Here is a 21,158-nt window from a genome sequence, read left to right as displayed (position 1 = left end):
CCGCGCGTGGCCAAGGTGACTCGGGACGATGTGGCGCGGCTGGCAGGGACTTCCACTGCCGTGGTCAGCTATGTCATCAACAACGGACCCCGGCCGGTCGCCCCGGCCACGCGCGAGCGTGTCCTCGCCGCGATCAAGGAGCTGGGGTACCGGCCCGACCGGGTCGCCCAGGCGATGGCGTCGCGCCGCACCGACCTCATAGGTCTGATCATCCCCGACGCCCGCCAGCCCTTCTTCGGGGAGATGGCGCACGCGGTCGAGTGGGCCGCCGCCGAGCGCGGCAAGATGGTGCTGGTCGGCAACACCGACTACGTGGCCGAGCGCGAGGTGCACTACCTGCGCGCGTTCCTCGGCATGCGGGTCTCGGGGCTGATCCTGGCCAGCCACGCGCTGAACGACCTGGCCGCCGCCGAGATCGAGGCCTGGGACGCCCGCGTCGTCCTGCTGCACGAACGCCCCGAGGGGATCGACGAGGCGGCCGTCGTCACCGACGACCTCGGCGGCGCCCAGCTCGCCGTACGCCACCTGCTGGAGCACGGCCACGACTACGTCGCCTGCATGGGCGGCACCGCCGAGACCCCGTCCGTCGGCGACCCCGTCTCCGACCACGTCGAGGGCTGGCGGCGCGCGATGCGGGAGGCCGGGCTGTCCACCGAGGGCCGGCTCTTCGAGGCCCCGTACAACCGCTACGACGCCTACCAGGTGGCCCTGGAGATCCTCGCCGGACCGCGCCGCCCGCCCGCGATCTTCTGCTCCACCGACGACCAGGCGATCGGCGTGCTGCGCGCCGCCCGCGAACTGCGCCTGGACGTGCCGGGCGAGCTGGCGGTGGCCGGGTTCGACGACATCAAGGAGGCGGGACTGGCCGACCCGGGCCTGACGACCGTCGCCTCCGACCGCTCCGCGATGGCGAGGGCGGCCGTGGACCTCGTCCTCGACGACGGGCTGCGGATCGCAGGTTCGCGGCGCGAGCGGCTGAAGGTGTTCCCGTCCCGGCTGGTGATCCGCCGGTCCTGCGGCTGCCGGTAATTCCTCTCCGCCGAGGGCTTTATATCGGGCATACGAGCTTCTGCCGGGCTTCTCAGTCAGCACTCAGGCGGCTCTCATCGACGGCGGTGATGCTCGTGGACATGACCGAGAGCATCCGCCGCGACGGCGAGTACGAGACCTCCGAGAACCCGTACGCCAACCCCTACGAGGGCGCCCAGCAGCACGCCTACGCTCAGCAGGCGGGGACCTCGCCCGTGAACCCCGAGTGGCCGCCCCCGCCGGCCCAGCCGCCCGTCGCGCCCGCCGTGGACGAAGCCCCGAAGAAGCGCGCCCGGCGGCCCTTCGCCCTGCTGGCCGCGGTGGCGATCGTCGCGGCGGCGGTCGGCGGCGGCACCGCCTACGGCATCCAGGAGCTGACCGGCAGCGACACCGTCGTCTCCAGCTCCACCAGCGCCAACGTGGTGCCGTCCAGCCAGAAGGGCACGGTCTCCGGGGTCGCCAAGGCGGTCAGCCCGAGCATCGTCGAGATCAGCGCCACCTCGTCCGCCGGTTCCTCCACCGGCTCCGGCGTGATCATCACCAGTGACGGCGAGATCATCACCAACAACCACGTCGTCTCCGGCGCCACCTCCGTCAAGGTCTCCACCAGCGACGGCAAGGAGTACACCGCCGAGGTCGTCGGCACCGACGCCTCCAAGGACCTGGCCCTGATCAAGCTGCGGGACGCCTCCGGCCTGACGGCGGCGACCCTCGGCGACTCGGACGGCGTGCAGGTCGGTGACGAGGTCGTGGCGATCGGCTCCCCCGAGGGCCTGACCGGCACGGTGACCAGCGGCATCGTCTCCGCCCTCGACCGTGACGTGACCGTCTCCACGGACGAGAGCCAGCAGCAGCAACAGCAGCAGGGCGGCGGCAGCGGTCAGTGGCCGTTCGAGTTCGGCGGCCAGGAGTTCAACGGCGACACCGGCTCGTCCACGACGACGTACAAGGCGATCCAGACCGACGCCTCCCTCAACCCGGGCAACTCCGGCGGCGCGCTGATCGACATGAACGGCAACATCATCGGCATCAACTCCGCGATGTACTCGGCCTCCGGCTCCTCCTCGTCCTCGTCCGAGGCGGGCAGCGTCGGCCTCGGCTTCGCGATCCCGATCAACACCGTCAAGGCCGACCTGGACACCCTGCGGGCCGGCGGCGCCGACAACTGAGGAGCATCGCCATGATCGAGCAGGTCTCCCACACGGTGCCCGGCACCGACCCGGCCGGGTTCGCCCTGGCCCTGGAGGTGACGTCGGCACTGCACCCGCCGGCGCCCCGGGCCCCCGAGCTGGCGCCCCGCCGCCCCCGCGCCCACCGGTCCCCGGCCCGCCGCCGCACCTCCGTACGCGGCTGAGTCCCCGCTTAGGCTGAAGGGGTCCAGCCCCGTCCCCACCGCATCCGAGGAACACCGAGCCATGAGCCCCGCAGACGGCGACCGTGACACCCAGCGCATCCTGATCGTCGACGACGAGCCGGCGGTCCGCGAAGCCCTCCAGCGCAGCCTCGCCTTCGAGGGGTACGACACCGAGGTCGCCGTGGACGGCGCCGACGCCCTGCAGAAGGCGGCGGCGTACCGGCCCGACCTGCTGGTCCTCGACATCCAGATGCCGCGGATGGACGGCCTGACCGCCGCCCGCCGCATCCGCGCCACCGGCGACACCACCCCGATCCTGATGCTGACCGCCCGCGACACCGTCGGCGACCGGGTCACCGGCCTGGACGCCGGCGCCGACGACTACCTGGTCAAGCCCTTCGAACTGGACGAGCTGTTCGCCCGCGTCCGGGCCCTGCTGCGCCGCAGCTCCTACGCGGCGGCGCAGGCCGCCACCGCCGACGAGCCCGACGACGTCCTCGCCTTCGCCGACCTCACCATGGACCTGACCACCCGCGAGGTCACCCGCGCCGGCCGTTCCGTCGAGCTGACCCGCACCGAGTTCACCCTCCTTGAGATGTTCATGGCGCACCCGCGCCAGGTCCTCACCCGGGAGCAGATCCTCAAGGCGGTCTGGGGCTTCGACTTCGAGCCGTCGTCCAACTCCCTCGACGTGTACGTGATGTACCTGCGCCGCAAGACCGAGGCGGGCGGCGAGCCGCGCCTGGTCCACACCGTGCGCGGCGTCGGGTACGTGCTGCGCCAGGGCGGCGCGGAGTGATCAGGCGGCTGCGTTCCCTGCCCCTGCGCTCGCGGCTGGCCCTGCTGGTCGCGGCGGCGGTGGCCTTCGCGGTGGCGGCCGTGTCGGTGACGTGCTGGTTCATCGTGCAGGGGAAGCTGTACGACCAGCTGGACCAGGAGCTGAAGAAGGCCACGGTGCTCCGGGACCCCAAGCAGGTCGGCCAGATCCAGGAGGCCCTCGCCACCTGCGCGCAGACCCCCCGTCCGGGCGTCTTCGGCAACACCTACTCCCAGATCGTCACCGCCGACGGCACCACCTGCCTGTTCACCAACTCGGACGGCGAGATCAAGGTGACCGACGCCGACCGGAAGGTGGTGGCGCAGTCCGGAACCGGCGACGGCATCCTGCGCAACGGCACCGACGAGGACGGCAAGGCGCTGCGCGTGCTGACGGTGCCGCTGACGCTGACCGACCGGACCACCCAGGCCCGCGCCGACGCCGCCCTCATCGCCGCCGTGCCGCTCGACAGCACCCAGTCGACCCTGAACGACCTGGCCCTGCTCCTCCTCCTCGTCTCCGGCGTCGGCGTGCTCGGCGCCGGCGCGGCGGGTCTCGCCGTCGCCCGCGCCGGACTGCGCCCCGTCGACAAACTCACCGAGGCCGTCGAGCACGTCGCCCGCACCGAGGACCTGAGCGTCCGCATCCCGGTCGAGGACGACAGCGAGGACGAGATCGCCCGCCTCTCGCACTCCTTCAACTCCATGACCTCGTCCCTGGCCAACTCCCGCGAACTGCAACAGCAGCTGATCGCGGACGCGGGACATGAGCTGCGTACGCCGCTGACGTCACTCCGTACCAACATCGAACTCCTCACCCGCAGCGAGGAGACCGGCCGCCCGCTCCCCGAGGCCGACCGCAAGGCGCTGCTCGCCTCGGTGAAGGCGCAGATGACGGAACTGGCCGCCCTCATCGGCGACCTCCAGGAACTCTCCCGCCCCGACACCGGCCAGCACGCGGGCCGTACCCAGATCGTCGCCTGGCAGGAGACCGTCGAGTCGGCCCTGCGCCGGGCCCGCCTGCGCGGCCCCGAGCTGACCATCACGGCGGACGTCGAGCCCTGGTACGTACGCGCCGAGCCGGCCGCGCTGGAGAGGGCGGTGGTCAACATTCTCGACAACGCGGTGAAGTTCAGCCCCGAGGGCGGCACGATCGACGTCCGCCTGGCCGCCGGCACGCTCACCGTCCGCGACCACGGCCCCGGCATCTCCGCGTCCGAACTCCCCCACGTCTTCGACCGCTTCTGGCGCTCGGAGTCGGCCCGCTCCCTCCCCGGCTCGGGCCTCGGCCTGTCCATCGTGGCCCGCACGGTCCAGCAGGCGGGCGGCGAGGTCACCCTCGCCCCGGCCCCCGGAGGCGACGGCACGGTGGCGACGATCCGGCTGCCGGGGGCACCTGTGCCGCCGCCGGAGTCCACGCCGGACGGGGGCGGGGGTCAGGGGTGAGCGGCGGGTTCCGCTCGCCGCGCCCGGCAGCGGATGCGGGACGCCTCTTCGAGGAGTGCCCAGGCCTCGGAGGCGTTCGCTGACTCCGCCGCACGGTGCTCAAGGTCTTCCAGACGGGCCTCCAGCACGGGATCACGAGCGATCGCGTACGCGCCCCACCAGCGAGCCAACGCGGGCACCGTGCTGATGTCGTAGGCCTCGGAGACGGCCCACGTCCAGTGCTCGTCGAAGTCGGTGAGCAGGTGCGGGGCGTACTGGGCGATGGCCGCACGCAGCGCCTTGGGGCTCCGCTCCGGCATGGGCGGGACGGCCGCTCGGGGGTGATCGATGCCGTTCCTTCCGTCAGCGTCACATCAGGTGTAGCCGAGCATCCCCGGGGAGTTGATGTCGACCGCGAGGAAGCCGGGCGGGAAGGCGTCCTCCTGGGCGGTCAGGATGATCGACATGCCCCCGGACTCCAGGTGCGGGGTGGCCACGTAAAGGGCGTGGCAAAGGTCGGCGCCGCCCCACCCGTCCCGGATCATGCCGCCCACCGTGACGGCCGCCACCTGGCCGAGCGGGTCGACCTGGAGGCCGGGCAGCGCCAGCAGCGCGCTGCCCACTTCCGCGTCGCTCTCCTCGGCCTTCATGAGGCAGAGCGCGGGTACGTGCAGCCAGTCTCCGGGGGTGCGCGCCACGTTGTCCGCGAGGCGGTGCAGGGCCTCGTGCCCGTGGGCCAGCGCGAGAGCCGCGCCGGTGTCGAGAATGATCACGCGGCCCGCTCCGCGCGGGCCCGTGCCTTCTCGGCTGCCATCGCGTACACGTTGGCCAGCACGTCCGGTCCGTTGTCCAGTTCCTCGTCGCTGAGCGTGCAGCCCAGCCGGTCGCGCAGCACCTTACGGGTGGCCGCCACCCGCTCCGCGATCTGCTCGGCCGTCGGCTCCCGCGAAGCGAGCTGCTCGACGAGCTTCCCGAGTGTCACGCCCCGCTCCTTGGCCACCTGCGCGAGGTGATCGCGGGCCTCGCGGGACACCTGGATGGTTGTGGTCTCTGCCATAGGGCCACCATAGCCCGACCATGCCCCGGACGCGGCAACCTCGCGCCGCTCGGCTGCGACCTGCGGGTGTCATGTACGCCCTCGCACTGATCGGAAGCAGCAGATGAGCCACCCCCATGGCCGCACCGCCCTGACCGCTCTCCTCCCGCTGACCCTGACCGCCGCCACCCTGGCCTACGCGACGGAGGCGAACGGGCCCGTCGTCACGGCCGCCGTGAGCGCCGCCGCGACCACCCTCACCGTCGCCAAGGACGGCTCCGCCCAGTACACGACCGTGCAGGCCGCGGTGAACGCCGTCCCCGCCAACAACGCCTTCCGCGTCGTCATCGCCGTCGCTCCGGGCACGTACCGCGAGCTGGTCAAGGTCCCGTCCAACAAGCCGCACGTCACCATCCAGGGCACGGGCGCCTCCCGCAAGGACACGGTGATCGTCTACAACAACGCGGCCGGCACGCAGAAGCCCGACGGCTCCGGCACCTACGGCACCGGCGGCAGCGCCACGGTCGCCGTCGAGGCCGACGACTTCCAGGCCCGCAACCTGTCCATCACCAACGATTTCGACGAGGCCGCCAACCAGTCCCTCTCCGGACTCCAGGCGGTCGCCCTGCGCACGGCGGCGGACAAGGTCTTCCTGGACGGCGTCATCGTCACTGGCGACCAGGACACCCTGCTCCTCGACACCGCCGCCAAGGACAAGTTGGGCCGCGTCTACGTCTCGGACTCCTACGTCCTCGGCAACGTCGACTTCATCTTCGGCCGCGCCACGGCGGTGATCGACCGCTCCGTCATCACCCTGCGCAAGCGCTGGGACGGCTCCTCCGCCGGTTACGTCACCGCCCCCAGCACGGCCGCCGATCGCAAGGGCATCCTCATCGCCAACTCCACGGTCAACGGCGACGTGTCCAGCGCCTCCTTCTATCTCGGCCGCCCCTGGCACGCGGGCGGCGACGCGTCCCTCGACCCCCAGACGACGGTCCGCAACACCAACCTCAGCGCGGCGGTCAAGTCGACGCCGTGGACCGACATGAGCGGCTTCTCCTGGAAGGCCGACCGCTTCGCCGAGTACAAGAACACCGGCGCGGGCGCGGGCTCGACCTCCGCCGACCGCCCCTTCCTGACCGACGCCCAGGCAGCCGACCAGGAGGTCACGGACTGGCTCGGCGACTGGACGCCTACGGCTTCCTGAACCCACCTACGAACGCCGCCCAGGCGTCCCGTCCGACCAGGATGACGCTCCCGTCCGGGACTTTGCTGTCTCGGACGGGGGTGAGGGTGGGGAAGCCTTCGGCTATCTCGACGCAGTTCGACGCGCCGCCATCGCTGTAGGACGACTTGCGCCACACAGCGGAGTTGAGGTCTGGGTTCCGGTTCATGAGGTGCAGTCCTCCAGAAGGCGCTTGATGAACGCCGTCGACTCCACTGGAGTCAGCGCCGCATCCCTGAGGAGATCGTAGGACAAGCGGAAGGACAAGACCTTGTCCGGATCGTCGATGAGTTGGCCGAAGCCGTTGCCCTCCACGTACGCGACGGGATCGCCCACTCTCTGCCATAGCAGGATGAGGTCACTACTCATCAGGTCATGGACACCTGCCGCGTACGGCAACACCTGGAGCGCAACCGTCGGCAGTTCCGCCGCATCCAACAGGCGCGACAGTTGACTTACCCACACCTTTTTCTGGGGGACCTGCCTCCGCAGCGCCCCCTCATCCAGGATCACGCGCACGTTCGGCTCCGGTCTGCGGTACAGCAGCTCTTGACGTCCCATACGAGCGGCCACCTGTTCCTCGACTTCACTACCGTTGCCTACCGTTGTCTGGGCTCTGGACATTCCCGACAACACCGCCCGCGCGTACTCCTCCGTCTGCAACAAGCCCGGCACCCGGAGCTGGAACATCCACATGACCCGAGCCGTGTCCTCCAGCTCCATGAACCCCCTGTACTTGTCCTTGAAGACCTCCTTGCGCGCATCCCGCCACAAGCCGACCAACAGGTCCCCCGACCCGTGATACCGGTCCAGGTCCTCCATGACCGCCCGCTTGGAGAGCCGTTCGCCCGTCTCCAGGCGGTACAGATAGCTCTTGTCGTACGACGTCTCCTCGGCGAGCTGCCCCAGTGACTTGCCCGCCTTCTCACGCAGGAACCGCAGCGTCCGCCCCAAGAGCACGCGCTTCGACACCGCTTCACCGAGCGAGTGTTCGTCCATGCCGCCCCCTCTCCCTTGCCTGGCGCACCGACAACGCCAGCCCTCTTCACGAGGGTACGCACGGACAGTGACAGTAGAGACGCGAACCGTAGTCACTGCCCGCTAGGAGCTTCCCATGACCTACCGTCTCCTGCCCTGGACCACCCCCGAAGGCAACCCCTGTTACCTCAGTACCGACGGCGGCCCGGACTCCCTCATGTCCCGGGTCGCCGACGACATCGAGGAGGCGCAGTTGGCCTCCGGCACGCAGGTGTTGGCCGGGGCCCGAGCCGTGCTGGGCGACAAGAAGGCCGGCGAACGTGCCCTCCGCTTCGCGCTGGTGCGGGCGGCCGAGTCGCTGGAGGAGGTGCTGCGGGTGGCGGTCAGCCGGGGAGGGCGGGCAGCGGGCGGTTCGTGACCGCCAGTCGCGCGTACGTCCCGCCCCGCGCGACCAGTTCGGCGTGGGTCCCCGACTCCACCAGCCGCCCCCCGTCCACCACCAGCACGCGGCCCGCGTCCGGTGCCAATGTCAGGTCGTGGGTGATCATCAGCGTCGTACGGCCCGACACCAGGCGGCGCAGGGGCTGGACCACCTGGCGGGCGGCGATCGCGTCGAGGCCGGCGGTGGGTTCGTCGAGGATCAGGACGGGCGACGCCCGGAGCATCGCGCGGGCGATGGTCAGCCGCTTGAGCTGGCCGCCGGAGAGGGCCGCCGTGCCGGGGGCGATGAGGGTGTCGTAGCCGGCGGGGAGGGCCGCGACGAAGTCGTGGGCCGCCGCCGCGCGCGCCGCCGCCTCGATCTCCTCCCGCGTCGCGCCGGGGCGTCCGCACGCGATGTTCTCGCGGATCGTGCCGTGCAGGATCAGGGTCTCCTGGGGGAGCAGGGTCACCTGTTCCCGCACGTGGTCGAGGCGCAGGTCCCGCAGCGGGACGCCGTCCAGGCAGATCACGCCCGCCGTCGGGTCGTAGAAGCGGGTGAGGAGCTTGGCCAGGGTGGACTTGCCGGCGCCGCTGGGGCCCGTGACGACGACCAGTTCGCCGGGGCGGGCCGTGAAGGCCAGGTCGCTCAGGGAGGGCCGGTCGGCCTCCGGGTAGCGGAAGGTCACGTCGTGGAAGGCGACCCAGCCGCGGACCGGACCGGGGGTGACGGGGACGGCCGGGTCCGTCACGGCGGGCCTGGCGTCCAGGATCTCGCCGAGCCGCCGGGCGCCGGCGGTGGCCGCGGTGAGGGTCAGGCCGAGCTGGCCGAGGCTGCGGACGGGCGGGTAGAGGTAGCCGATGAAGGCCGCGAAGGCCAGGAGTTGGCCGAGGGTCATGCGGTCGGCGGAGATCTCCCAGACCCCCAGGCCGATGACGGCCAGCACGCACAGCGTCTCGACGACCTCGACGAACTGCTCGTACAGCTCGCTGAGCCGGGCGCCCCGCACCGACGCCTTCATCCAGGCGCGGGCCTCGCGGTCCAGGCGGGCCTCCTCCGCTCCGTGCCGGTTGTACGCCTGGGTGAGGACCACGTTGCCGAGGGCCTCCTCGACCACCGACGTGATCGCGCCGTCGGCGACCCGCTCGTCCGTGGACGCCTTCTTGATCCGCCCGGCGAAGCGGCGGGCGGCGAGGAGGAAGAGCGGGGCCAGGACGAAGGTGGCGAGGGCGAGGTCCCAGCGGAGCCAGAGCGCGGCGGCGGCGTAGAAGACCGCCGAGAAGGCGGCGGAGACCGTGCCGACCACCCCGGACACGACCATCTGCTCGATGGCCTCCACGTCCCCCGTCATCCGCTCCACCAGGTCACCGCGCCGGTGCCGCTGGAAGAAGTGCGGGGGCAGGGTCTGGAGGTGGCGGAAGACACCGGCGCGCAGCCGCAGGACGAATCTCTCGGCGGTCCAGGTGGCCAGGGAGTTGCCGAGGTAGCCGACCACCGCGCCGAGCACGGCGACGGCCAGCCAGCCGCCGGCCGGCCTCCAGAAGGCGGCGAGCGAACCGGCCTTCAGGGCGTGGTCCGTCAGCTCCGCGAAGAGCAGGATCGACGCGGTCTCGGCGAGCGCGGCGACCACCACGCAGGCCACGACGACCACCAGCCGGCGGCGGTCGCCGCGGGTCAGCGGCCAGAAACGGCGGAACGCCGCACGGACTTCCCTCATGATCGGCTCCTTCTCTGCTCCGGACATGCCCGAGGCGGGGCCCCGGAGCGCGTACGCTCCGGCGGCCCCGCCTCGTGAGCGGCCTCAGCCCTGGCGGGAGACCGGACGGCGGCGCTTCGCGGCGGCCGGCTGCGGCGCGGCCTTCCTGGCAGCGGCCTTCCTCGCCGGCTGGGCGGCGGCCTTGCGGTTGCTCTTCTTCACCGGCGCGACCTTGTGGAAGCTCATGAGTGTCCCTTTCCTCCGCGATTTCTTATGCGTGTTTCATGTGCATCACCTGGCACCCCATAGGAGCCAAGTATGCGTAAGCCTTTACTGCTGTGAATCAGATCAGCCCTTGTTGCCGACCGGGCGGCGCTTCTGCACGACCTTCTTCGGCGCCGGCTTGGTAGCCTTCTTGGCGGCCTGAGCGGCGGGCTTGCGGGTTTTCTTGACCGGGGCGACCTTGTGGAAGCTCATGATGTTCTCCTTCTTTGTTTGCTTTGGTGTCGTTCGCTGTCGACATGGAAAACACTACGGGACGCCGACACCGAAAAGCGCCGATTCCGCTGAGACCTCGATTAATTGGAGCTGAGATCAGATTTCAGGAGAGAAAGGGAACCGTACGGGAACTGACACAGAATTTAGGCAGCGAAAGGCCCGGCACGGACACCGCGTGTCCGTGCCGGGCCGTGGACCGACGGGCCGGGCGGCGAGCCCTACCGCACGATCGTGATCCGGTCGGCCGCCGGCGGCGCCAGCGGGGCGGACGCCGACGAGGTGGCCGTCAGGTACCGCTCCAGCGCCGTCAGGTCGTCCGCGCCGACGACGTCGTTCGTGCCCTGGCCCAGGGTCGTGAACCCGTCACCGCCGCCCGCGAGGAAGCTGTTGCTCGCGACGCGGTAGGTGGCCGCCGGGTCGATCGCCGCGCCGTTCAGCCGGACCGAGCCGGTCACCACCCGGTCCGCGCCCGTCTTCGTCAGGTCCAGGGTGTACGTCAGCCCGTCCGACACCTGGAGGATCTTCGGCGCCGCCTCGTTCACCCCGCTCACCTGCTCCTTGAGCACCTGGACCAGCTGGGCGCCGGTGAGGTCCTGGAGGTTGACGGTGTTGGCGAACGGCTGCACCGTGAAGCCCTCCGCGTACGTCACCACCCCGTCGCCCTCGGCGCCGCTCGCCGCGTAGGTCAGGGGCGCCCGGATGCCGCCCGGGTTCATCAGCGCGAGGTCGGTCTCCGGGTCCAGTTCCCTGCCGTGGGCGAGCTGCGCGTCGGCGATCAGGTCGCCGAGCGGGGACTCGGTGCCGGTGGTGCCGATGTCGCCGGAGATCCAGCCGACGGCCCGGTTGCCGATGGGCGCGGCCAGCGCGTTCCACTTGCCGATCAGCGCGGTCATGTCGGGCGCCTTGGCGACGTCCCGGGTGACGACGTGGTTGGCCGACTCCACCGCCGTACGGGCGATGTCACCGGTCCGCCGGTCGTAGGTCAGCGTGGTGTCGGTGTAGAGGCGGCCGAAGGAGGACGCCGAGGTGACCGTGCGCGGGTTGCCCGCCGGGTCGTCGACGGTGCAGACGTACGCGTTGTGGGTGTGGCCGGTGACCAGCGCGTCCACCTGGGGCGTGACGTTCTTCGCGATGTCGACGACCGGCCCGGAGATGCCGTCGCCGGCGCCGGGCGAGTCGCAGTCGTAGTTGTAGGAGGACGAGGCCGGGTAGCCGCCCTCGTGGACGAGCGCGACGATCGACTTCACACCCTGGCGCTGGAGCACCTTGGCGTACTTGTTGATCGTCTCGACCTCGTCCTCGAAGGCGAGGCCCTTGACGCCCTCGGCGGAGACGATGCCGGGGGTGCCCTCCAGGGTCACGCCGATGAAGCCGACCTTGACGCCGTTCTTCTTCCACACCCAGTAGGGGGCGAGGACCGGCTTGCCGGTCTTCTCGTCGAGGACGTTGGCGGCGAGGTAGGGGAAGCCGGCCCCCTTGAACTCCTTGTCGGTGTAGCAGCCGTCGGTGGGGTGGCAGCCGCCGTTCTGGAGCCGGGCCAGTTCCGTCGCGCCCTCGTCGAACTCGTGGTTGCCGACGGAGGTGACGTCGAGGTCGAGCTTGTTCAGCGCCTCGATGCTGGGCTCGTCGTGGAACAGGCCCGAGATCAGCGGGGAGGCGCCCACCATGTCGCCGCCGGCCGCGGTGATGGAGTACGCGTTGCCCTTGCGGGCCTGCCGCAGGTGGGTGGCGAGGTACTCGACGCCGCCCGCGTCGATGGTCTCGGTCGTGCCGTCCTCGTGGGTCTCGGTGACCCGGCCGCTGGAGCCGGCCGGCGGCTCCAGGTTGCCGTGCAGGTCGTTGAAGGAGAGGAGCTGGACGTCCTGGTACCTGCCGGGGCCGCTGTGCCCCTTCCCGTGCCCCTTTCCGGCCGCCGCCGCGCCGGCCGGCAGCGCGGCGGCGGCCAGCGAGCCCACGGTGAGGGCCCCGACGGCCACCGCGAGCAGCCGGGTGGCCCGGCGTCTGCGGCGCGGATCGTGCGGCGAGTGTGCGTTGGCTGGTGGCATGACGGCCCCCTGGGGGTGTGCTGGGAACAGGTGGGCGCAGCCTAAAGTCAACGCGCGTAGCGCGACAGGGGGTCGCGGGTTACATCCTGGTTTACGCCCCGTCGCCGTCACGCTGCCCCCGGCCGGTCCGGGCGCTCTACCCTCGTACGCATGACCAGCGACGACACCCTGCGGCCCGGCCGCCCCCGTTCGATCGACACGTACGACGCCCTCCCCGCCGAGCGGACCGAGGCCGTCCTCGCCCTGCTCGCCGAGGCCGCCCGCACCGACGGGCAGCAGGCCGTGTCCGAGCAGGGCCGGCTGCACCTGCGTGGCGAGGCCCGCGAAGGCGTCTCGCACTTCCTGCTGACCGTCGATGGCGAACTCGTCGGCTACGCCCAGCTGGAGGGCACCGACCCGGTGGAACCCCCGGCCGCCGAACTGGTCGTGCACCCCTCCCGGCGCGGGCAGGGACACGGGCGGGCGCTCGGGTCGGCGCTGCTCGCCGCGTCCGGCAAGCGGCTGCGGGCGTGGGCGCACGGCGGGCACTCCGCCGCCCGGCACCTGGCCCAGGTCCTCGGCATGACGCTCTTCCGCGAACTGCGCCAGATGCGGCGCCCGCTGGCCGGCCTCGACCTGCCCGAACCGGTGCTGCCCGAGGGCGTGACCGTCCGTACCTTCGTGCCCGGGCAGGACGACGCGGCCTGGCTCGCCGTGAACGCCGCGGCCTTCGCCCACCATCCCGAACAGGGCTCGCTCACCCAGCGCGACCTGGACGACCGGATGGCCGAGCCGTGGTTCGACCCGGCCGGGTTCTTCCTGGCCGAGCGGAAGGGCGAGCCGGTCGGCTTCCACTGGACGAAGGTGCACGCGGAGGAAGGGCTCGGCGAGGTGTACGTCGTCGGCGTCCGCCCCGACGCGCAGGGCGGCGGCCTCGGCAGGTCCCTCACCACGATCGGCCTGCGGCACCTGGCGGAACGGGGGCTGCCCACGGCGATGCTGTACGTCGACGCCGACAACGGGGCGGCGGTGGCCGTGTACGAACGGCTGGGGTTCGTGACGTACGAGACGGACCTGATGTACCGGACGGAGACGTGACCGGGCCGAGACGTGACCGGGCGGAGACGTGACCTCCGCGCCTCCGCCGACCCGGCCGCACCGGCCCCCGGCCCCGGCTAGACCCGCCGCCTTCCCCGCCCCCGCCGTACCGGCTCCCGCGCGGACACCGCCCACACCGCCGCCGCTGCCGCCAGGGCGACGGCCCAGCGGTCGTGGGAGTCCGCCCAGCGCGGGTCGCCGCTCTGGACGAACACCGCCCAGCTGTCCGGCAGGAACAGGGGGCTGACGACCGCCGCGACGAGCAGGGCCGTCGCCACGGCCCGGCCGGGACGGGTCCGGTCGGTCAGCCGGACCACCGCCGCCGCCGCGGCGAGCGCCAGCAGGGCGACGGCCCCCGCCTCCAGGGTGATGCCGCCGGCCGGCGGACGTACGTCCGCGGGGACCAGGAACAGCACCGCCGTCCACCACAGCGCGACCAGGGGTGCGACCAGGGCGGCCCGCAGTGCCTGCCGGGCCGGGCGCGGGACCGGCACGGCGGCCGTGGTGTGCCGGGCGGGGTCGTCCAGGAGGGACGCCAGGCCCAGCCCGGCGGCCAGCGCGGCACCGCGCAGCGCGAGGAGCGCCGCGCTCGACGTCGGTTCGTCGCCGGTCCACCGTGCCACCACGACGAGCAGCAGCCCCACGGCCCCGGCCGCGCCCAGCGCCACCCACGGCACCGTGCGCCCCACCGGCCGCACCAGCTCGGCCACCGTGCCCTTCGCCGTGCCCTTCACGACCGTCGCTCGCCGCCTCCTGCCCCTCGTCACGCGCCGCACGAGTCGGCCTCGTCCGGTCCGGCGACCCCGAGCAGCTCGGCCGCCCGTGCCGTCGTCAGCTTCGGGGAGGTCAGCTCGCTCCAGTGCTCCCGGACCTTCGCCGCGACGCCGTCCGCCGGCTTCTCCAGCAGGCGGCGTACGACATCCGTCTGACCGGCGGTCATGCTCAGCGGGTCGGTCGGCGACAGGACGATCGCCGCGCCCCGGACGCTGTCGTCGAGGCGGACCCGGCGCAGGGCGTCCATCGGGTCGTCCTGCCAGCTCAGGGCGAGCCACATGACGGTCACCATCCGCCCGTCGCACACCTGGCTGCCCGCCTGCTCGCTGCCCGCGACCAGCACGGCGGCGACGGCGGCGGAGAACTCCGGCACCCGGTTGCCGCCCCACTCGGTGCCCACGGTCACCTGGTCACGCCGGGTCAGCGGGGGGATCGCGGAGTCGCTCTCCAGGCCGTAGCGGGCTTCGATCCGCTGCCGTACCAGCAGGGACCGGTCGCGCGCCTCGTCGCCGGTGAGCGACCGCACCCGGTCCACCACGCCGGCCCAGTCGGCGGTGCGCGGCACCCACTCCTCGAACGCGCAGTACGTCGTCCCGTCCCGCTCGACACACGTCTGCTCCTTCTCCGGGCTGACCGAGGCCCGTTCGCGGGCGGCGACCAGCTCCGCCGACTCGCCGCGGGACTGCGCGACGCCCCCGACCAGCCCCATCACCAGCGCCACCGCGAGCCCCGCCTTGACGGCCGCGCCCCGGCCCCCGCCGGCCAGCACCGCGAGGAAGGCCAGGCACAGCGCCACGCCCGCCAGGTACAGGGCGTGCCAGGCGGCCGGACGGCCGATCAGGTCGGAGGGCAGGGGCTGACCGCCGGACGAGGAGACGACCGGGCTCAGCCAGGCCCCGGCCTCACCGCCGAGCGGAACGCTGCCGAGCATCAGGGTGAACAGGAAGAACACGCCCAGCAGCGGCGCCGCCCACGCCGAGGCCACCAGCCGGGCCAGCAGGATGCCGCCCGCGCCCAGCAGCAGTACGGTCAGCGGCCCCACCAGCAGTTCGGCCGGCGAACCCTGCCCGACCGCCCCCGGCTTGAGCGCCTCCCAGCCGAACTGCCCGCCCACGAACACCGCGGTGAGGAGCACCACCGGGACCAGCGACAGCACATGCGCCGCCGTACGCCGCCCGCGCGGCATCACCAGGGCCGCGAACCACTCCTCGGTGTGGTGCCGACGGGAGCGCAGCGCGGCGAAGTTGGCGCTCAGCAGCACCGCGAAGCCGACGAGCAGCGGCCAGCCCTGCGTCGCCCGGTCGGCGTCCTGGAGGACCGGGAAGCCGTCCCACGACGACCGGGTCCGCCACACGATCAGGACGGCGTACAGCACGAAGGCGATCAGCACCGGCACGCTCAGCACCAGCCGCCGCGCTTCCGACCGGGTCAGTGCCAACACGGCCCGGACCGCACCGCCGTTCCCCCGGCCGTCGAGCGCCACCGGCGTCTTCTCCAGCACCGCGCTCATGCCGCCACCTCCGCGCCCGAGCCCGAGCCCGCGCCGTCGAGGACCAGCAGATAGCCGTCCTCCAGGGTGGGTTCGACCAGGTCAGCCCCGTCCGGCGGATCGCCGACGTGCCGGAACTCCCCCGTCCCCGTACGCCAGACGGCCTTCGCGCCCGCGTCCCGCCGCTCACCGCGCCACACCCGTCCGGCCGCCCGCGCGGTCAGCTCGGCCGGCGTCCCGTCGAACCGGATGGCCCCGTCGGCCATCACCAGCACCCGCCGGCACAGCATGGCGACGTCCTCGGTCTGATGGGTGGACAGCAGGACGGTCCGCCCCTCCCCCGCCTCCGCGATCAGCTCACGGAACCGCATCCGCTGCTCGGGGTCGAGCCCTACCGTCGGCTCGTCCAGCACCAGGAACCCGGGGTCCCCCACCAGTGCGGCGGCCAGCGCGACCCGCTGCCGCATCCCGCCGGACAGCTTCCTGATCCGCCGCCCCCGCACGTCCCCGAGCCCGACCTCCTCCAGTACCCGGCGCACCTCGCGGTGGCGGGCGCCCCGGTCGGTCATCTCCTTCAGGACGGCCACGTAGTCCACGAACTCGAAGGCGGTGAACCCCGGGTGGAAGCCGGGCGTCTGCGGCAGGTACCCCAGCCGCCGCCGCACCTCCTGCCGGCCGCCCGCGGTTCCCGGGTCGTGCCCCAGCACGGTGAACGCGCCCTCGTCCGCGGGCACGGCCGTGGCCAGCACCCGCAACAGCGTGGTCTTGCCGGCCCCGTTGGGCCCGAGCAGCCCGGTGACGCCCGGCGACAGCCGCAGCCCCACGTCGTCGAGGGCGCGGGTCCGCCCGTAATGCAGGCGTAGCCCGGAGGCGGAAACAGTGATGGTCATACGGAACTCCCGTGTCACGAACGACGAAGAAAAGTCAGTGAACGAAGGAAAAGTCAGTGGGCGAAGCAAGGTCAGCGGGCGCAGAACGGTCAGCGGGCGCAGAGAAGTCAGTGCACGAACCGCGACCGGTCGAACCGGTCCCGCACCGCGAACAGCACCCCGGCCGCGACCACGGCCACCACCGCGCACACGCCCTGCCCGACCGCCGTGAACGGCACGAGCGGCCCGTCACCGGACTCCCGGACCGCCTCGGCGACCAGCAGCAGCCCGATCCACGCACCCCCGACCACCGAGGGCGCGACCACCGGCCCCAGCCGCGGCGTCAGCGCCAGCCCGCCCCCCGTCAGGGCCAGCGCGGGCAGCAGCCAGGCCAGCGCCCGCAGCCCGTAGCCGGGCAGCGCCAGCGTGGCCAGACCGTTCAGCCCGATCCCCACGGCCAGCACGGCGACCGTGCGGATCATCAGCAGCCGGAACCCGTGCAGCGGCGCCACCACCGCGATCTCGTACGCCGGGTCCAGCGCGGGCCCGTACGACAGGGCCACCCCGGCCAGCGGCAGCAGCGGGGCGAGGGCGAGGAAGAGCGTCGGCGTCCCGTCCGGCGACCCGGACGCCAGCACCGCCGTCACGGTCATCGCCAGCACCGCCGCGACCGCGCCCAGCCACGACCCGCGCAGCACGGGCGTCGCCGTCAGCAGCCGGGCCACGTGGTCGGGCACGCCCAGCCGCACCAGCAGCCCCTCGCACCACCCGGCCCGCGGCGCGTCCAGCTCGGCGTCGAGCCGCTCCCACCCGGCGTCCAGCGCCACCGGATCGGCGACCTCCGCCAGCACCGCACGGCACCGCGCGCAGGCGGCCAGATGGGTGTCGGCCGACCACAGCGCGGGCGGCGTCAGCCCACCCCCCGCGTAGGCCCGCAACTCCTCCTCCGGCACGTGCCAGCCACCGTCGTTGTACGCCGTCATGCCAGGGCCTCCCGCAGTTGCTTGCGGGCCCGCATCGCCCGCGTCTTGACCGTGCCCGGCGGAATGCCGAGCAGGACGGCGGCCTCGCGGGTGGTCAGCCCGTCGACGACCGTCGCCTGGAGCACCGCGCGCAACTCCGGGGAGAGCCGGACGAGCGCGCCCGCGAGATCCCCGTGCTCGACGCCGGCCAGCACCCGCTCCTCCGCCGACACCTCGTCCCGGTGCCGCAGCCGCGCCAGCGCCTGCCGCAGCCGCCCCCGCGCCCCGTCCCCCCGGAGTACGTCGATCAGCCGCCGCGACCCGATCCGCCACAGCCACCCGGCGACGTCCCCGTCCTCCCGGTACCGCGCGCTGCCGCGCCACACCGCGAGGAAGGTCTCCTGCACCACGTCGTCGACGACGCCCGGATCGGCACAGCGGCCCCGCAGCCGGGCCGTCAGCCACGGCGCGTACCGCCGGTACAGCTCCTCGAAGGCCCGCCGGTCACCGTCGCCCGCGACGGCCCGCAACAGCTCCCCGTCGCTTCTCGTTCCGCTCACATCTCCTCATCGCACGCCACCCCCCGACCGGTTCACCCACCCCACCAGCCCAGCCGCACGACCCCGACAGCGCCCCCGGGCACCGGCCCTGCGCCCCGCACCGCACATGACGACGGAAGCGTCCCTGGGACCCACACCCGCCCCACGCCGGAAGCCCACTCGGGAACCCGGCCCCGCACCCGCCCCACGCCGGAAGCGCCCCCGAAGACCAGACGACCCGCACCCGCACGACGGCGGGAGCGGGTCGTGGGGGTGCGGCGCAGCCCGCCGCTTACCCGGTCGCCACAGAGGTGACGACTCCCCCCACCCGGGCGTCCATCCGGCGGCGGGCTCGCCGCACCCCCACGACCCCGACCCACCCACCACCCCGTGCGCACGCCCACCCCGTGCGCACGCCCACACCCCCAAGCCGCCCCCCGCTATCCCCCACGCCATCTCCCCGTAACCACCGATTCAGACGAGCTTGCGACGCTCACCGAATGAAGCCCGCCGTGCCAGAGCCTTCACCGCCCCCGGAGGGAACCCCGCTCCCGCCCGTTCCTTCCGACGCGCCTGTCCTGCTCGGTGCGCGGAAGAATAGGTCCATGAGTCAGTCGAACCCCCAGGCAGAGGTCCAGCACACGCAGCCCTCCGTGGGCTCCATCGCCGCGCACCGCCCGCACACGATCGCCGCCGCGGTCTCCGACCTGGAGCCCGACCTCGACTCCGACCTCGACGCGTACGAGGACGACCTGGACGAATCCCAGGCCACCGGCGCGGGCGCGGGCGCGCTCACCCCCCTCCCCCGGAGCCGCTTCCTGGACCGCGAGCGCAGCTGGCTGGCGTTCAACGAACGCGTCCTGGAACTCGCCGAGGACCCGAACACCCCGCTGCTGGAACGCGCGAACTTCCTCGCGATCTTCGCCAGCAACCTGGACGAGTTCTTCATGGTCCGCGTCGCGGGCCTCAAGCGTCGCATCACCACCGGCGTCGCCACCCGCTCCGCCTCCGGCCTCCAGCCCCGCGAGATCCTGGAGATGATCTGGGCCCGCTCCCGCGAGCTGATGGCCCGGCACGCCGCCTGCTTCCACGAGGACGTCCTGCCCGCCCTGGCCGAGGAGGGCATCCACCTGGTCCGCTGGAGGGAACTCGCGGAGAAGGAGCAGGCCCGCCTGTTCACCCTCTTCCGCCACCAGATCTTCCCGGTCCTGACCCCCCTCGCGGTCGACCCGGCCCACCCCTTCCCCTACATCTCGGGCCTGAGCCTCAACCTCGCGGTCGTCGTCCGCAACCCGGTCACCGGCCACCGCCACTTCGCCCGCGTCAAGGTCCCCCCGCTGCTCTCCCGCTTCCTCGAAGCCTCCCCGGGCCGCTACGTCCCCATCGAGGACGTCATCGCCGCCCACCTGGAAGAACTCTTCCCCGGCATGGAAGTCCTGGAGAGCCACGCCTTCCGCGTCACCCGCAACGAGGACCTCGAAGTAGAAGAGGACGACGCCGAGAACCTCCTCAAGGCGCTCGAAAAGGAACTCATGCGCCGCCGCTTCGGCCCCCCGGTCCGCCTGGAGGTCGAGGAGAGCATCGACCGCGAGGTACTGGACCTCCTGGTCCGCGAGCTGAAGATCACCGAAGCCGAGGTCTACCCGCTCCCCGGCCCCCTGGACCTCACCGGCCTCTTCCGCATCCACAGCCTGGACCGCCCGGAGCTGAAGTACCCGAAGTTCGTCGCCGGCACCCACCGCGACCTCGCCGAGGTCGAGTCCGCCACCGCCCCCGACATCTTCGCCGCGCTCCGCAGCAGGGACGTCCTCCTGCACCACCCGTACGACTCGTTCTCCACCTCCGTACAGGCGTTCCTGGAGCAGGCCGCCGAGGACCCGGACGTCCTCGCCATCAAACAGACCCTCTACCGCACCTCCGGCGACTCCCCCATAGTCAACGCGCTCATCGACGCCGCCGAGGCCGGCAAGCAGGTCCTCGTCCTGGTGGAGATCAAGGCCCGCTTCGACGAGCACGCCAACATCAAGTGGGCCCGCAAGCTCGAAGAGGCCGGCTGCCACGTCGTCTACGGCCTGGTGGGCCTCAAGACCCACTGCAAGCTCTCCCTCGTCGTACGCCAGGAGGGCGAGACCCTCCGCCGCTACAGCCACGTCGGCACGGGCAACTACCACCCGAAGACGGCCCGCCTCTACGAGGACCTCGGCCTGCTCACCGCGGACCCGCAGGTCGGCGCGGACCTCTCCGACCTCTTCAACCGCCTCTCCGGCTACTCCCGCCGGGAGACGTACCGCCGGCTGCTCGTCGCCCCCAAGTCGCTCCGCGACGGCCTGGTCTCCCGTATCCACAAGGAGATCCAGCACCACCGCGCCGGCCGCCCCGCGTACGTCAAGATCAAGGTCAACTCGATGGTCGACGAGGCGGTGATCGACGCCTGCTACCGCGCGAGCCAGGCGGGCGTCCCGGTCGACGTGTGGGTGCGCGGCATCTGCGCGGTGCGCCCCGGCGTGGAGGGCCTGTCGGAGAACATCCGGGTCCGCTCGGTGCTCGGCCGGTTCCTGGAGCACTCCCGGGTCTTCGCGTTCGGCAACGGCGGCGAGCCGGAGGTGTGGTTCGGCAGCGCCGACATGATGCACCGCAACCTCGACCGCCGGATAGAGGCCCTGGTACGGGTCACCGACCCGGCCCACCGGGCGGCCCTGTGCCGCCTGCTGGAGACCGGCATGTCCGACACCACCGCGTCCTGGCACCTCGGCCCGGACGGCGAGTGGACCCGGCACGCGACCGACGCGGACGGTCACCCCCTGCGCAACGTCCAGGAGATGCTCATAGACGCCCGGAGGCGCCGGCGTGGCACAGCGACACCTTGAACCGACGCACCCCCCGTCCCGGCCGGCCCCGTCCGGCCCACCCCCGCTGCCCGGCCCGACG

At 72.4% G+C, this 21,158-nt stretch carries 23 protein-coding genes; 9 read left to right on the top strand and 14 right to left on the bottom strand.

What is annotated here, in order from left to right; translation table 11 throughout:
- The first annotated feature begins 6 nt into the window (after positions 1-6).
- The 5 genes from ACZ3IG_RS30885 to ACZ3IG_RS30865 all read left to right on the top strand — a co-directional run bounded on the left by ACZ3IG_RS30885 (position 7) and on the right by ACZ3IG_RS30865 (position 4,645).
- Positions 7-1,029: a LacI family DNA-binding transcriptional regulator gene (locus tag ACZ3IG_RS30885; RefSeq protein ID WP_467436176.1), complete on the top strand. Its 1,023-nt coding sequence runs from the start codon at positions 7-9 to the stop codon at positions 1,027-1,029.
- A 101-nt stretch (positions 1,030-1,130) separates the two neighbouring features.
- The gene (locus tag ACZ3IG_RS30880) at positions 1,131-2,198 is read left to right on the top strand and encodes a S1C family serine protease (RefSeq protein ID WP_467436175.1); all 1,068 of its coding nucleotides are present in this window, start codon (positions 1,131-1,133) and stop codon (positions 2,196-2,198) included.
- 11 nt (positions 2,199-2,209) lie between these two features.
- The gene (locus tag ACZ3IG_RS30875; protein ID WP_467436173.1) at positions 2,210-2,383 is read left to right on the top strand and encodes a hypothetical protein; all 174 of its coding nucleotides are present in this window, start codon (positions 2,210-2,212) and stop codon (positions 2,381-2,383) included.
- 61 nt (positions 2,384-2,444) lie between these two features.
- On the top strand, positions 2,445-3,182 hold the full coding sequence (locus tag ACZ3IG_RS30870) for a response regulator transcription factor (protein WP_467436172.1): 738 nt from the start codon (positions 2,445-2,447) through the stop codon (positions 3,180-3,182).
- Positions 3,179-4,645: a sensor histidine kinase gene (locus ACZ3IG_RS30865; RefSeq protein WP_467436171.1), complete on the top strand. Its 1,467-nt coding sequence runs from the start codon at positions 3,179-3,181 to the stop codon at positions 4,643-4,645. Before ACZ3IG_RS30870 ends, ACZ3IG_RS30865 begins: the two co-directional genes overlap by 4 nt.
- Here the strand turns inward: ACZ3IG_RS30865 and ACZ3IG_RS30860 are convergent.
- From ACZ3IG_RS30860 to ACZ3IG_RS30850, 3 genes are read right to left on the bottom strand one after another with little or no spacing between them, the layout of a single operon-like run.
- Positions 4,636-4,944 (bottom strand): hypothetical protein, encoded by a 309-nt coding sequence (locus tag ACZ3IG_RS30860; protein WP_467436169.1) that lies wholly within the window; start codon positions 4,942-4,944, stop codon positions 4,636-4,638. The genes ACZ3IG_RS30865 and ACZ3IG_RS30860 overlap by 10 nt on opposite strands.
- A 54-nt stretch (positions 4,945-4,998) precedes the next feature.
- The gene (locus ACZ3IG_RS30855) at positions 4,999-5,397 is read right to left on the bottom strand and encodes a hypothetical protein (protein WP_467436168.1); all 399 of its coding nucleotides are present in this window, start codon (positions 5,395-5,397) and stop codon (positions 4,999-5,001) included.
- Positions 5,394-5,681, bottom strand: a complete 288-nt coding sequence (locus tag ACZ3IG_RS30850) for a hypothetical protein (protein ID WP_437086763.1) — start codon at positions 5,679-5,681, stop codon at positions 5,394-5,396. Before ACZ3IG_RS30850 ends, ACZ3IG_RS30855 begins: the two co-directional genes overlap by 4 nt.
- Positions 5,682-5,784: 103 nt before the next feature.
- On the opposite strand from ACZ3IG_RS30850, the gene ACZ3IG_RS30845 reads away from it, so the two are divergent.
- Positions 5,785-6,867 (top strand): pectinesterase family protein, encoded by a 1,083-nt coding sequence (locus tag ACZ3IG_RS30845; protein WP_467436166.1) that lies wholly within the window; start codon positions 5,785-5,787, stop codon positions 6,865-6,867.
- On the opposite strand, the gene ACZ3IG_RS30840 is transcribed toward ACZ3IG_RS30845, so the two are convergent.
- Both ACZ3IG_RS30840 and ACZ3IG_RS30835 read right to left on the bottom strand, forming a co-directional pair.
- Positions 6,854-7,054 (bottom strand): DUF397 domain-containing protein, encoded by a 201-nt coding sequence (locus ACZ3IG_RS30840; protein ID WP_467436165.1) that lies wholly within the window; start codon positions 7,052-7,054, stop codon positions 6,854-6,856. The two genes, ACZ3IG_RS30845 and ACZ3IG_RS30840, sit on opposite strands and share 14 nt — an antisense overlap.
- Entirely contained in the window at positions 7,051-7,884 is an 834-nt protein-coding gene (locus tag ACZ3IG_RS30835; RefSeq protein ID WP_467436164.1) for a helix-turn-helix domain-containing protein, read from the bottom strand. Before ACZ3IG_RS30835 ends, ACZ3IG_RS30840 begins: the two co-directional genes overlap by 4 nt.
- A gap of 115 nt (positions 7,885-7,999) precedes the next feature.
- Between ACZ3IG_RS30835 and ACZ3IG_RS30830 the strand changes: the two genes are divergently transcribed.
- Positions 8,000-8,281 (top strand): hypothetical protein, encoded by a 282-nt coding sequence (locus ACZ3IG_RS30830; RefSeq protein WP_467436162.1) that lies wholly within the window; start codon positions 8,000-8,002, stop codon positions 8,279-8,281.
- On the opposite strand, the gene ACZ3IG_RS30825 is transcribed toward ACZ3IG_RS30830, so the two are convergent.
- The 4 genes from ACZ3IG_RS30825 to ACZ3IG_RS30810 form a co-directional block, all read right to left on the bottom strand.
- Positions 8,247-9,998 (bottom strand): ABC transporter ATP-binding protein, encoded by a 1,752-nt coding sequence (locus ACZ3IG_RS30825; protein ID WP_467436161.1) that lies wholly within the window; start codon positions 9,996-9,998, stop codon positions 8,247-8,249. The genes ACZ3IG_RS30830 and ACZ3IG_RS30825 overlap by 35 nt on opposite strands.
- A gap of 84 nt (positions 9,999-10,082) precedes the next feature.
- Positions 10,083-10,223: a hypothetical protein gene (locus tag ACZ3IG_RS30820; protein WP_467436160.1), complete on the bottom strand. Its 141-nt coding sequence runs from the start codon at positions 10,221-10,223 to the stop codon at positions 10,083-10,085.
- A 102-nt stretch (positions 10,224-10,325) separates the two neighbouring features.
- The gene (locus ACZ3IG_RS30815; RefSeq protein WP_467436159.1) at positions 10,326-10,454 is read right to left on the bottom strand and encodes a hypothetical protein; all 129 of its coding nucleotides are present in this window, start codon (positions 10,452-10,454) and stop codon (positions 10,326-10,328) included.
- A gap of 239 nt (positions 10,455-10,693) precedes the next feature.
- Positions 10,694-12,520, bottom strand: coding sequence for a bifunctional metallophosphatase/5'-nucleotidase (locus tag ACZ3IG_RS30810; protein ID WP_467436158.1), 1,827 nt, complete (start codon positions 12,518-12,520; stop codon positions 10,694-10,696).
- Positions 12,521-12,670: 150 nt separating this feature from the next.
- Here ACZ3IG_RS30810 and mshD point away from each other — a divergent pair, with 150 nt between their 5' ends.
- Positions 12,671-13,597, top strand: coding sequence for a mycothiol synthase (mshD, locus tag ACZ3IG_RS30805; RefSeq protein WP_467436156.1), 927 nt, complete (start codon positions 12,671-12,673; stop codon positions 13,595-13,597).
- A 77-nt stretch (positions 13,598-13,674) separates the two neighbouring features.
- On the opposite strand, the gene ACZ3IG_RS30800 is transcribed toward mshD, so the two are convergent.
- The 5 genes from ACZ3IG_RS30800 to ACZ3IG_RS30780 all read right to left on the bottom strand — a co-directional run bounded on the left by ACZ3IG_RS30800 (position 13,675) and on the right by ACZ3IG_RS30780 (position 18,251).
- A complete protein-coding gene (locus ACZ3IG_RS30800; protein ID WP_467436155.1) occupies positions 13,675-14,331 on the bottom strand; it encodes an ABC transporter in 657 nt (218 codons plus the stop codon).
- 29 nt (positions 14,332-14,360) lie between these two features.
- Positions 14,361-15,881, bottom strand: a complete 1,521-nt coding sequence (locus ACZ3IG_RS30795; RefSeq protein ID WP_467436154.1) for an ABC transporter permease — start codon at positions 15,879-15,881, stop codon at positions 14,361-14,363.
- The gene (locus ACZ3IG_RS30790) at positions 15,878-16,750 is read right to left on the bottom strand and encodes an ABC transporter ATP-binding protein (RefSeq protein WP_467436152.1); all 873 of its coding nucleotides are present in this window, start codon (positions 16,748-16,750) and stop codon (positions 15,878-15,880) included. The genes ACZ3IG_RS30795 and ACZ3IG_RS30790 overlap by 4 nt, the downstream gene beginning before the upstream one ends.
- A 107-nt stretch (positions 16,751-16,857) precedes the next feature.
- Positions 16,858-17,712 carry a zf-HC2 domain-containing protein gene (locus ACZ3IG_RS30785; RefSeq protein ID WP_467436151.1) on the bottom strand — a complete coding sequence of 285 codons (855 nt, stop codon included), beginning with the start codon at positions 17,710-17,712 and terminating at the stop codon, positions 16,858-16,860.
- Positions 17,709-18,251: an RNA polymerase sigma factor gene (locus ACZ3IG_RS30780; RefSeq protein WP_215166708.1), complete on the bottom strand. Its 543-nt coding sequence runs from the start codon at positions 18,249-18,251 to the stop codon at positions 17,709-17,711. Before ACZ3IG_RS30780 ends, ACZ3IG_RS30785 begins: the two co-directional genes overlap by 4 nt.
- A gap of 479 nt (positions 18,252-18,730) precedes the next feature.
- Here ACZ3IG_RS30780 and ACZ3IG_RS30775 point away from each other — a divergent pair, with 479 nt between their 5' ends.
- Positions 18,731-21,097, top strand: a complete 2,367-nt coding sequence (locus ACZ3IG_RS30775; protein ID WP_467436149.1) for an RNA degradosome polyphosphate kinase — start codon at positions 18,731-18,733, stop codon at positions 21,095-21,097.
- Positions 21,098-21,158 lie beyond the last annotated feature (61 nt).

Source organism: Streptomyces sp. NPDC016677, from assembly GCF_055562815.1.
The sequence above is the reverse complement of the archived record's forward strand: the minus strand, read 5'-3'. Positions and strand labels throughout refer to the sequence as shown.

Bases quoted from the DNA above. Each gene is read 5' to 3' on its own strand.
- ACZ3IG_RS30845 (WP_467436166.1), top strand. From the start codon at position 5,785: ATGAGCCACCCCCATGGCCGCACCGCCCTGACCGCTCTCCTCCCGCTG.
- ACZ3IG_RS30875 (WP_467436173.1), top strand. From the start codon at position 2,210: ATGATCGAGCAGGTCTCCCACACGGTGCCCGGCACCGACCCGGCCGGG.
- ACZ3IG_RS30815 (WP_467436159.1), bottom strand. From the start codon at position 10,454: ATGAGCTTCCACAAGGTCGCCCCGGTCAAGAAAACCCGCAAGCCCGCC.
- ACZ3IG_RS30835 (WP_467436164.1), bottom strand. From the start codon at position 7,884: ATGGACGAACACTCGCTCGGTGAAGCGGTGTCGAAGCGCGTGCTCTTG.
- ACZ3IG_RS30860 (WP_467436169.1), bottom strand. From the start codon at position 4,944: ATGCCGGAGCGGAGCCCCAAGGCGCTGCGTGCGGCCATCGCCCAGTAC.
- ACZ3IG_RS30785 (WP_467436151.1), bottom strand. From the start codon at position 17,712: ATGACGGCGTACAACGACGGTGGCTGGCACGTGCCGGAGGAGGAGTTG.
- ACZ3IG_RS30830 (WP_467436162.1), top strand. From the start codon at position 8,000: ATGACCTACCGTCTCCTGCCCTGGACCACCCCCGAAGGCAACCCCTGT.
- ACZ3IG_RS30775 (WP_467436149.1), top strand. From the start codon at position 18,731: ATGAAGCCCGCCGTGCCAGAGCCTTCACCGCCCCCGGAGGGAACCCCG.
- ACZ3IG_RS30825 (WP_467436161.1), bottom strand. From the start codon at position 9,998: ATGAGGGAAGTCCGTGCGGCGTTCCGCCGTTTCTGGCCGCTGACCCGC.
- ACZ3IG_RS30810 (WP_467436158.1), bottom strand. From the start codon at position 12,520: ATGCCACCAGCCAACGCACACTCGCCGCACGATCCGCGCCGCAGACGC.
- mshD (WP_467436156.1), top strand. From the start codon at position 12,671: ATGACCAGCGACGACACCCTGCGGCCCGGCCGCCCCCGTTCGATCGAC.
- ACZ3IG_RS30790 (WP_467436152.1), bottom strand. From the start codon at position 16,750: ATGACCATCACTGTTTCCGCCTCCGGGCTACGCCTGCATTACGGGCGG.
- ACZ3IG_RS30880 (WP_467436175.1), top strand. From the start codon at position 1,131: ATGACCGAGAGCATCCGCCGCGACGGCGAGTACGAGACCTCCGAGAAC.
- ACZ3IG_RS30840 (WP_467436165.1), bottom strand. From the start codon at position 7,054: ATGAACCGGAACCCAGACCTCAACTCCGCTGTGTGGCGCAAGTCGTCC.
- ACZ3IG_RS30850 (WP_437086763.1), bottom strand. From the start codon at position 5,681: ATGGCAGAGACCACAACCATCCAGGTGTCCCGCGAGGCCCGCGATCAC.
- ACZ3IG_RS30870 (WP_467436172.1), top strand. From the start codon at position 2,445: ATGAGCCCCGCAGACGGCGACCGTGACACCCAGCGCATCCTGATCGTC.
- ACZ3IG_RS30795 (WP_467436154.1), bottom strand. From the start codon at position 15,881: ATGAGCGCGGTGCTGGAGAAGACGCCGGTGGCGCTCGACGGCCGGGGG.
- ACZ3IG_RS30820 (WP_467436160.1), bottom strand. From the start codon at position 10,223: ATGAGCTTCCACAAGGTCGCGCCGGTGAAGAAGAGCAACCGCAAGGCC.